The organism is Prosthecobacter sp. (assembly GCF_044222345.1).
Lineage (GTDB): Bacteria > Verrucomicrobiota > Verrucomicrobiia > Verrucomicrobiales > Verrucomicrobiaceae > Prosthecobacter.
Map to the genome: position 1 here is coordinate 39,868 of NZ_JBGANL010000017.1, position 10,380 is coordinate 50,247.

Below are 10,380 nucleotides of genomic sequence, written 5' to 3' on the forward strand. Positions count from 1 at the left end.
CGCATGGCCGCTACTCAAACAGCCGCGACGGATCATTCGTCGCTGATCGTCCGCATTTCCTCGGCTTTGCGTCCGGCCACCTCTCCGGACACGATCCACGTGATCGGGCATCGTAATCCCGATACGGACGCCATTTGCTCCGCCATCGGCTACGCAGCCTTTTTGCGGGATGTCCGCGGCATGAAGGCGGAGGCCGCCTGCTGCGGCGAGCTGAGCGTGCGCACCAACTGGGTGCTGCAAACCGCAGGCGTTCCCGGCCCCAAGCTCCTGCTCGATGTCCGGCCCACCGCCGCCTCCATCTGTCGGCGTGATGTCTTCACCGCCAGTCCGAGCCAGACCTTCCTCTCCGTGTATCGGATGATGATGGATCACAACTTCCGCAGCATCCCCATCGTCGATGACGAAGGCCGCCTGCTCGGCATGCCAGCCATTCAGGAGCTCGCGCAGCTCTTTCTGCCGGCGCAGACAAACGACAAAACGGACCAGGCCAATCGTGAAGTCCGCAGCAGCCTGCTGAACATTGTCAATGCTCTCGACGGCATCCTTGGCGGTGCCGCCGCCGATCTGGAAACAATTCAGGATTTCGTTCTCGTCGTCGCAGCATCCAGCCTGGAGACCACGTACAAACGCACCCAGCAGTTCCCGGCAAACCGCCTTGTGATGATCACGGGCGACCGCCCGGAGATTCACGAACTGGCGATCAAGATGAATGCGCGCTGCCTCATCATCACCGGCAAGTTCAAAGCCACCTCCAGCATTCTGACACGGGCCGCACAGCAGGGTGTCGCCATCATTTATTCCCCCTACGACACCGCCAGCACCTCACAGTTGCTGCGTTTCTCGCGCCCCATCGGCGAGGCGCTGACGCATGAGTTTCTTTCCTTTGGCTCACGCACGCCGATCCGTGAAATCGTCCCTGCAGCGCAGCATTCCAGCCAGCCGCTGTTTCCGGTGGTGGATGAAGAAACACAGAAGCTGCTGGGCGTCTTTTCCAAGTCGGATCTCATTGACCTGCCGCGCATGAAGCTCGTGCTGGTGGATCACAATGAATTTGCCCAGGCCGTGGCCGGTGCCGATGAGGCTGAAATCATCGAGGTGATCGACCATCACCGCCTCAGCGGCAATCTGCGCACCAAGGAGCCGATCCGTTTCATCAATGAGCCTGTGGGCAGCAGCTGCACCATCGTGGGCATCATGTACCGCATGCGGGATGCCGCTCCAGACAAGGCCACGGCGATCTGCCTCTGCGCCGGCATCATCTCCGACACACTGCACCTCACCAGCCCGACGACGACGAACACGGACAAGGAGATCCTGGAGTGGCTCAGCGGCATCGGCGGCATCGACAGCGCGCAGTTCGTCAAAGACTTCTTCGCCGCCGGCTCCATGCTGCGCGAGAACACCCCTGACCGCGCGCTGGAAAGCGACCGCAAAGTCTTCGAGGAAAACGGCTGGCACATCAGCATCTCCCAGATCGAAGAGCTCGGCCTCGACGAATTCTGGAAGCGCGAAGCCGACCTCCAAGGCGCGCTGCAGTCCCTGCTCACCAAGCACAATCTCCACTTCGCCTGCCTCATGGTCACCGACATCACCCGCCACCACAGCGTCCTGCTGGTGGCCGGAGACCAGCGCGTCATCGACGCCATCGACTACCCGCAGGCCAAGGAGCACGTCTACGACATGGCCGGCGTCGTGAGCCGCAAAAAACAGCTCTTCCCGTACATGAGCCACGTGGTGACGAAGCTGGCGGCACCGTGAGGTGTGGCTGACGTGATCGGAATGTTACCCCTCACCCAGCCTCTCCCCGAAGTTTGTCTTTAAACAACATCGACGTTCGGGGCGGGGAGAGGAGATACGCGTTAGACCATTATGAAAGCGAGTCGGAGCCACAACGCATCCCCCTCTCCCCGCCCCTGAGTGCGCCGCACCAAGATGAACTTCGGGGAGAGGCCGGGTGAGGGGCCGCCCAAAGCATCCTTGACGCCCTCTTGCACCTTATGATGTAGTCCCCCATGCTCACGCGACTCGAAAAAATTCATTATGAGATCACCGGAGAACGCCTCCACCTCATCGAGTTCGCCCGCAAACTCCGCCAAGACGCAACCGACCCTGAAGCTCTTCTTTGGGCCTGCCTGCGGAACCGCCGCGTGAATAAACGCAAGTTCCGCCGCCAGCACCCGCGGGTGCCTTATGTCCTTGATTTCTACTGCGCGGATTTGAAGCTCGCAATCGAACTGGATGGCGGACAGCACAACACCACCGAAGGAAAGCAGCACGACAAAGCCAGAGAAGCATTTTTGCGATCCCAAGGCATCGAGACATTGCGGTTCACGAATGACGAAATGATGCAGAATACCGACGGCGTCATGAACGTGATCTGGGATCGAACCTCCTTCACTCCTTAAAACTCCCCGTCTTCAAAAACCGGTTCACCGCCCTGAAAACCGCGGGCTGCAGGATGATCGTGGCATGATTCGTCGGCAGCAGCACATGGTCCGCCTCGCCCTCTCCGTGCGAGCTGGCAATCGTCACCACACCATCCGATTCCGCACCCAGCAGGCGTCGGAAAATCGGCAGAGTATCCTTGTTTCCCATGATGACACCCGTCTCAGGCGGCAGCGACCCCAGCGTGTTCGGCGTGCTGGCGGCATCCGTACCCAGCTCCGCTGACACCGGCCCCAGCAGCCAGCGTACCCAGCGCCACTGGCCCAGTTCATCAATGATCTGGCTGCCCTGGTTCGGCGGTGCCAGCAGCACCGCACGACCCAGCGGAAACGCCGGATCACGCTGCGCCGCCCAAGCCCGAAACACAATGCCCCCGAGCGAATGCGTCACAAAATGCACTCTAGAGCCCTCCTCGATCTCCAGCCGCTCCAGCGCCGGATTGATATATTTCTGCACCGCATCCGCAATGGAACTGCGGTGAGAGGGATAGCCGATGCTCTTCACCCGATACCCGCAAAACTTCAACCACAGTCCCACCAGCCACATGCTGCGCCGCGAACGGCCGAGTCCGTGTATGAGGACGACGGTGGGGGTGGGAGTGCTTGATTGACCGTTCTTCATGGCATTCGGCTGCGGAGTTCATTCCACCATTCATCAGGATCACGCCGAATGTCAGCCACTCCGATGATGACAACACCCCGCGATTCTGGGACATAAAACAAGGCGATTTTACGCCGCCTTATCATGAGACGCCGAACTGGAAACCTCCAGCTTGGAGCCATGCGTGGAAATTGAGTCAGCAAAGCTGAGGCTGTTTCGACCTGAGTCAGCAATTCCACACCCTTTCCTTCTTGGAAGTCTTCGGCTTCGTCAAAGAAACGCTGCATGTCGGCCTCGGCAGCCCACGTCCAGACGATCTCTCGTTTCATGCACGAGAAGCCAGGATACGAGCTTTGACATCACTCCAAGGGGACACTTGATCGGGATGCTGCTGATATTCCTGCCAACGCTGTTCTACAAATTCGGCCAACGCAGGATTGTCATCCGGCGCGTCGTCCATGACATCCTTCCAAAGCTCGGCCATGAGAGTCATTTTGTCCTCGTCGGGCAACTGCGCGAGTCCTGGAAAACGTTCGACGATCATGACTGGAAACTATAATGCCGATGCCGTCGAGTCAATCCCCGACGGTGGCGCACAACAAAGCTACGTTGGACTGCCCAGCCTCAGTGATTAAACAAGAACGCCGGTGAATTGATCAGCGCCCAGGCCAGATCCTGCGCAGCCGTCAGCCGCTTGTTGCCGAGCTGACTCTGGCTCAGCCCAGCGTCACGCCGAAGCTGCACCAGCTTGGGATCGAGCACGATCGGCTTCTGGCTGTCGGTGTGCTTGGTTTCCAGCGCCACGAGCTGCGCATCCACCGGCAGCGGCCTGCGGGCATTGGCGAGCACCTTCTTCTGCGTCTGGTAATCCTTGAACTGATTGAGGAAGTGCTGGGTCAGCAGTGTCTTTTGTTCGGGCTTGCGCGCCGCAGCAGGAGTCTTCAACGCGGCGGCGACAGCAGCCGGTGTGCCAAAGCGGACCGTGGGGCTGGTGCTGACCCACAGGCGGAAACGGCCCGGATTGTATTTGCCGTTCTGAAAGTTGGAGGTCATCACGATGCTGAACTGCGAGCCGCCGTCATGGGCGATGGGCTTGGCAAATTCAAAGATGGCCTCATGGCGGAAACCACCCTGAGGGCTCACAGCCCAGCCGCGATCACGATTGCCTTTCTTGAGAGCTTCGGTGACGGCAAAGTTGGTCTGCTCGAAGTCAGCCTTCGGATTTTTCAGCAACTGCTCTTCACCACCGCGCTTGTTGCGCTTGGCGTCCATCGGGTCCGTGCGAACGGTGAATTCGCCGAGCACAAAGTTGCCATCGGGCGCGAGGCCGGGGCCGTTGCTGGGCAGGCGGTCATCAGGCAGCATCTCCAGCTTGATGGCCGTGATGTTGGTCAGCGTCGTTTTGCCGATGAGCATGTAGTTGCCGGCGGTTTCACGGCCTGCGGGCAGCGCGGTGGCAAAGAGGCTGCCATCCGGCTGCACTTCGAGTTTCTCCACGCCTGCGGCACGCTGCACCTTGATGTTGTCAAACGGCTGCCATTCTGTGGTGAGGTCCAGGTAGTTTTCCCACGCAGGCTGATTCGCAGCGGCGGTGTCCTGCACGGTCTTCACCTTGGCTTCAGCAGCGGTGATCGCAGCCTTGCGTGCAGCTTCTTTTTTGGCGATCTCAGGAGCCATCCTGACCTTGTAGGCTTCGAGTTCTTTCTTCGCGGCATCAATGGCGGCAAGACGCTCCTGCTCGGCTTTGGCAATGATTGGCTTCTGCTCTGCCTCCTTGGCCTGCAGCGCAGCGGCGAGCTGCTTGTTCTCTGGATCAAGCTCCTGCATGGAGGCCAGGACGGCGTTGATTTCCTTCTCGCTTGCATGGCTGTTGAGGATGCGCAGGAAGATGGCATCCACGAGCTGGCGGTCGTCTTTGATCTCGCTGGTGAGTTTGGCAATCGCATTGCCCGGGTCGCTGATGGCATCGCCCACCGTCGGGCCGCTCATCAGGGCCATGACCGGTCCGAGATTCACCTCATTGCTGCGTTCGCACTCGCACACGGACTCGCGAGCGGGTTTGCCGAAGTTGGCCAGGAAGCCGTCCTGCAGCTTGACCTGCCCATCCGCCAAAGCGGCAGCGCGAGTGCCTTTCGGCATGCCCGGGATGTTCGGCATGCTGCCGGTCACGGCAAAGACGGAGTCAAACAGCACCTCGGCAGGCAGGCGGCGCGCCTTGGCGTGGCTGTAGTTCGTCTTGTCGTCCTCGTTCCACTTGTTGGTGGCCAGGCTCAGATTGTACGTGCGGCTGTTGGCGATGATCTTCATCAGGTGCCGCACGTTGAAGCCGCTCTGCACAAATTCGTTCGTCAGGTATTGCAGCAGCTCAGGATTGCTTGGCGGATTGCCAGCACGGATGTCGTCCAGCGGTTCGATCACGCCCGTGCCGGTGAGGTAGCCCCAGATACGGTTGGCATAGCTCATGGCAAAGTAGTCGTTCTGCGGGCTGGTCATCCAGGTGGCAAACTGCTCACGGCGTGTGCTTGCAGTCTTGCTGACGAGTTCCGTTTCGAACGGCACCTGCGGCGCGACGGGCTTGTTGGTGCGCAGATGCAACACGTCTCCATCCTTTTTGTCAGAGACGATTTCAAACAGCGGCTTCGCGCCTTCAACAGCCGTACCGCCGATGGTCTGCCCCTTCGCGGCAGGATCGCCCTTGAGGTCGATCTGCGCGAAGTAGGATGCCGTTTCATAGTACTGGTCCATCGTCCAGCGTTCGAAGGGATGGTCGTGGCACTTGTTGCAGTTGAAGCGAGTCGCCAGGAAGAGGTGCGTGGTGTTCTCGCTGATCTCCTCGGCCGTGCGCACCGTCTTGAAGTAAGCCGCAGGCGGGTTGTCCTTGTTCGAACCCGTGGCGGTGATGATACGATACGCGAAGCGGTCATACGGCGTGTTGTCCGCCACCTGCTGTTTGATCCAGGTGCGCAGACCACCGGCACCTTCCGCACCGAGGAATTTCGCGTTCACCTGCAGCATGTCGGCCCACTTGTTGGCCCAATGCTCGACGAAATCAGGATTGCCGATGAGCTTGTCCACCACCTCGCTGCGTTTGGTGCGGGTGTCACGCTTGTCAGCCAGGAAGGCGTTCACCTCCTCAGGCTTCGGCGGCAGGCCCGTGAGATCCAGATGGATGCGGCGCAGGAAGTCCTCGTCACTGCACAGGCCGCTCGGTTCGATCTTCATGCGCTGCCATTTTTGCGCCACGAGTTCGTCGATCTTGTTCCACTTCTCCGGCTCCTTCCAGGCAAAGCCCGTGCGATCGCCCATCACCGTGATGGTGGTGGCCGCGTAGGCACCTTCAAAGCGGGCGAGGATCGGTGCCTCGCCACGGCGCAGGCTCGTCATGAGCCCCTTCTTGTCGGCTTCGATCACATCGCCATTGCCGCTTTCCAGGAAGGCTTCAGCCGTGACATCTTTGACATAGCCATCCGCATAGCGCGCGATGACGCGCAGCTGCTGGCGGCCGCCGATGCGCTCGATGACCGGATTCTTCGGCGAGAGTTCGATGCTGGTCACGCGTGGCGTCTTCAGGTCCAGCTTCGCGCCCTGGCCGATCCACGCTTTCAGAGACTCATAGTAAAGTTCTCCCGGCACGGTGAGCTGGCCCCCTTCATGCGGCACGCTGCCGCTGGCCTTCAGCAGCATCAGCGAATGCTCCGGCGAGGCGACGTTCGCACGGCGGCTGGAAAGGTCATCCGCAAAGGCGAGCACATCATAGACGGGGTCATAACCGCGCAGCGAGAGCTTGAAGCCCGCCTTGCCTTCCTTCGCGCCGTGGCAGGTGCCTTGATTGCAACCCAGCTTCGACATGATGGGCATCACATCGCGTACGTAGTCGGGTTTGAGCGCCACGTTCATGCCGCTCACGTTCACCGGAATGTTGGCGGTCTTGCCGAGGAAGGAGATCTTCACGTTGGTCGCTCCATCCTTGTCCGGACGCACCATGCCCCGCGTGTTCACGTCCACGACTTCAGCGTTTTCAGAAGTGATCTTGGCCATGCGTGTCACGTCGGCACGCGTGCCGTCGCTCATGCGCGCGGTGACCAGAAGCTGCGCGTATTCGGTGGGCTTGCCGATTTTGATCGTGGTGGGTTCCACGTCAATGGAGGCAACCGTCGGGCCCGTGTGCAGTGTCTCGATCTTGTTGTCCTTCTCGATCACCACACGCACGCTGTCATCCACGATCACATCCGTGGCTGCCAGCACCTGCCCCTTCACCAACGGCACCGACACAAACTCCCGGGCGATGGCGCCGGTGGCCGCATCGATCAGACGAATCTGCCCGTCCTGACCTGCCACAGCAACCCTCTTGCCATCGGGGCTGAAGGTCACGCTGAAGATGCCGCAGGGAACCGCCGTGCTGCTGAGCTGCTTCACGTCCTTGGTGACCCAGGCATCCAGTTCCGGGCCCTTGCCGTTCACCGTTTCGACGAGCTTCTTCACCGCCTCAGGCATCGTGCTGTCGTAGTCGCTGGAGTAGATGTTCACCGCGCCCACGCCTTCATTGGAGGAGCCCACCGCGATACGCTTGCCATCCGGTGCGAAATCCACGCCAAAGATGCGCCCCTGCATCGCGGGGAATTTGCGGATGAGGTTCGCGTTGTCACCAATGACACGCTTCGTGATGCGCTCCATGCGGTAGATCGCAGGCACGCCATCCGTGCCGCCGATGAGCACTTCATTGCGCAGCGGATGCCGCGCCAGCACCTGCACACCGCCTTTGAGTGCGCCGGGAGTGATGGAAGTCACATTGTCCACAAACCGCTGCGTGGCCACTTCAGTGAGCTTCACGCTCATGTCACGGCCGCAGGAAACCACATGCTTGCCATCCACGCCCCACACAGTGTCCAGCACCCAGTCGCTGTGGCCGCCCATGAAGAGCGTTTCTTTGCCGGTGGCCACCTCGATGGCACGCACCGCGTTGTCACCGCAGCCGAACGCGAGATATTTGCCATCCGGCGACCAGCTCGCACCATACAGCGTGTCAAACGTCAGTGACTTGGAGAGCTCCAGTTTCTTCGCCGCCACGTCCCAGATCTGGATTTCCCCCATGCGTGCCGGGCTGCCGCCAGTGAGCGCGATCTTCTTCCCATCCGGCGACCACGCCAGCTTCTGAATGCGTTCCGCAAGTCCCACAAGGCGTGCCACGATGCCGCTGCCATCTGCCTTGTGCACCAGAACCTCATGATAACCCGCCACCGCGATCATGCTGCCGTCCGGCGAGTAATCGATCGATGTGATGGCCGGGGCCTTCACATACACCGGAGGATGGGCCATGTCGTATTCCGCTTTGGCCGAGGCGGGCGTGTCATCCTTCGCACCTTCAGCGATCCAGCGTTCGATCAAGGCGATCTGAGTTTCATGCAGCGGGTCCGCCTTCTGCGGCATCTCCACCTTGCCCTTTTCGTCCGGTTTGATGAGCTTCAGCAGGTTGGATTCGGCAGGTTTGCCGGGCACCACCGCGTGGCCTTCCTCGCCCCCTTTGAGCAGCGCCACGAACTCCGTCATGATGTAGTCGCCCTTTTTCTTCGCCGGCTGATGGCAGCCATTGCACTGCGCCTGAAAGATCGGGCGGATGTGCTTGTAGAAAGAGACCGGCTTGTTCGGGTCGATGCCCTCCTCCTTCTTCGGCGGTGCGGCATGCACAGCGGCGGCGAGGAAGAGTGCAGGAATGAGGAGACGTGTCTTCATGGGTTGGCAGGCGTTTTTTGACAAAATCAGGGCAGCCCAGCACAACGCCGGTCCAATGAGTCGTCTTGCGCCCCGCCCGCCCCACGGCGGAATCGTCCATGCTCAGAGCGGAGAATGACCGGGCAGTTGCCTCGGCGGGAAGTCTCCGCATGGTGGAGGGCTCCGATGCTCCCCGAATCTCTCAGCACCCGACTCAGCCGCAGCGTCTCGGCGGATTTTTTCCGTCCGCTCGCCCGGCCCTCTGCGCCGGTGTATGTGGATTGCGCAGACCGGCTGATCGAGGAGGCCGGTGAAGCAGGGCGGCTCTCACAGCGCGAAACCAACGAAATCATCCGCGAAGTCATCGCCCGCCATCCTCTCTCTCTGCTCTCCGAGGATGAAGGTGCCGCCCTGCGCGATGCGCGGCAGCGTGCCGGCCAGTTTTTCAACCGCCTCATCGCCGCCGGCTGGCTGGAAGATCAGACCCTCGGCCTGCATGAGCGCTGGGCCGTCATCACCCCCGGCCTGCGCCCCCTCCTGCGCATGCTGCGGGATCTAGCCGAGGATCGCGTCGCGGAGCTCAAAACCTTCGCCGACACCCTGCGCGGCCTCTGCCAGACGCTGGAGGAGCGCGGCGTGCTCGATCCCGTGCTCCAGCAGCCCGATCAGCTCCGCTCCACTGTCACCGATCTCTCCCAGCGTCTCGAACGAGCCATCGAGCAGCTCCATGCCGTGGAAAAAATCGTCACCAGCTTCGAGCAGCGTCAGCGCCAGAGCGCCACGGCAGCCGACACGTTGAGTCTCCTTTACGAAGAGTTCGGCCAGGGCCAGCACATGGTCTGCTACGATGCCCTGCGTCGCGGAGGGCTGCTCATGCGCATCGAACAAGCCCGCAGCTATGGGTACGATAGCTCCGAATCCTACGACCTCGCCGTCTCCCTGCTCACGCGCCTGGACCGCGATCTCGGCGGACTGAAGCGCCGCGCCGAAGCCATCGACCTACGCATGGCCGCCTTCAACCGCCTCAGCCAGCAGCGCTACCGCTACCAGACTGAGCTGCGCGGCCGCCGCCCCGAGATCATCAAAGCCTACTGCGACGCCATCAACACCGCCCACGCCGGCGGTCGCTTCTCCGAACTTGGCGCCAGGCCAGCCGACTTCGCCCCGCGCTGTGTCGAGACCCGCTTCTTCTTCGGCACCGAATCCCTCTACAAACCCCGCCGCACCAAAGCCCACGTCGATCTCACCTTCGGCCAAAGCGGTGCCGTCAAACAAAGCGAAGACGACGTCCTCGCCGCATGGAAAGAGCGCCAGCGCCTCGCCCTCACGCCCCAGCGTGCCGCGAGACTCGTCGCGAAACTCCTCCCAACGAAAAAAGACAGCACCAGCACCGAAGACATCCACCTCGAAACCACCGACGACCTGCTCGACCTCCTCGCTGTGGTTGCTTACGAGCACGCCCCCGCCCTCGCCGGCAAGCGCGTCCGCTGGAGCGTGGACGGCCTTCGCCGCCGCAACGGCCTGGAGCCGCATATTCTGGAACACGACACCCACGCCGGACATCGCATTGAGCGATTTGCCATCACAAGAGAGGGTTGAGCTGTTCTCCAAGCTCCTCCATCATCC

Annotated in this window: 7 protein-coding genes; 3 read left to right on the top strand and 4 right to left on the bottom strand. The window is 61.1% G+C overall.

Annotated features, from left to right (window positions below; translation table 11 throughout):
* Positions 1 to 3: 3 nt before the first annotated feature.
* Both ACILSL_RS11280 and ACILSL_RS11285 read left to right on the top strand, forming a co-directional pair.
* The gene (locus ACILSL_RS11280) at positions 4 to 1,758 is read left to right on the top strand and encodes a putative manganese-dependent inorganic diphosphatase (protein ID WP_395732131.1); all 1,755 of its coding nucleotides are present in this window, start codon (positions 4 to 6) and stop codon (positions 1,756 to 1,758) included.
* Positions 1,759 to 2,012: 254 nt separating this feature from the next.
* A complete protein-coding gene (locus ACILSL_RS11285; protein ID WP_395732132.1) occupies positions 2,013 to 2,405 on the top strand; it encodes an endonuclease domain-containing protein in 393 nt (130 codons plus the stop codon).
* Here the strand turns inward: ACILSL_RS11285 and ACILSL_RS11290 are convergent.
* The 4 genes from ACILSL_RS11290 to ACILSL_RS11305 form a co-directional block, all read right to left on the bottom strand.
* On the bottom strand, positions 2,395 to 3,066 hold the full coding sequence (locus tag ACILSL_RS11290) for an esterase/lipase family protein (RefSeq protein ID WP_395732133.1): 672 nt from the start codon (positions 3,064 to 3,066) through the stop codon (positions 2,395 to 2,397). The genes ACILSL_RS11285 and ACILSL_RS11290 overlap by 11 nt on opposite strands.
* A complete protein-coding gene (locus ACILSL_RS11295) occupies positions 3,063 to 3,374 on the bottom strand; it encodes a type II toxin-antitoxin system RelE/ParE family toxin (protein WP_395732134.1) in 312 nt (103 codons plus the stop codon). Before ACILSL_RS11295 ends, ACILSL_RS11290 begins: the two co-directional genes overlap by 4 nt.
* Entirely contained in the window at positions 3,371 to 3,589 is a 219-nt protein-coding gene (locus tag ACILSL_RS11300; RefSeq protein ID WP_395732135.1) for an addiction module protein, read from the bottom strand. Before ACILSL_RS11300 ends, ACILSL_RS11295 begins: the two co-directional genes overlap by 4 nt.
* A gap of 80 nt (positions 3,590 to 3,669) precedes the next feature.
* Positions 3,670 to 8,775, bottom strand: coding sequence for a DUF1549 domain-containing protein (locus tag ACILSL_RS11305; RefSeq protein ID WP_395732136.1), 5,106 nt, complete (start codon positions 8,773 to 8,775; stop codon positions 3,670 to 3,672).
* A 165-nt stretch (positions 8,776 to 8,940) separates the two neighbouring features.
* Here ACILSL_RS11305 and ACILSL_RS11310 point away from each other — a divergent pair, with 165 nt between their 5' ends.
* Entirely contained in the window at positions 8,941 to 10,353 is a 1,413-nt protein-coding gene (locus ACILSL_RS11310; protein WP_395732137.1) for a Wadjet anti-phage system protein JetA family protein, read from the top strand.
* Positions 10,354 to 10,380: the final 27 nt, after the last annotated feature.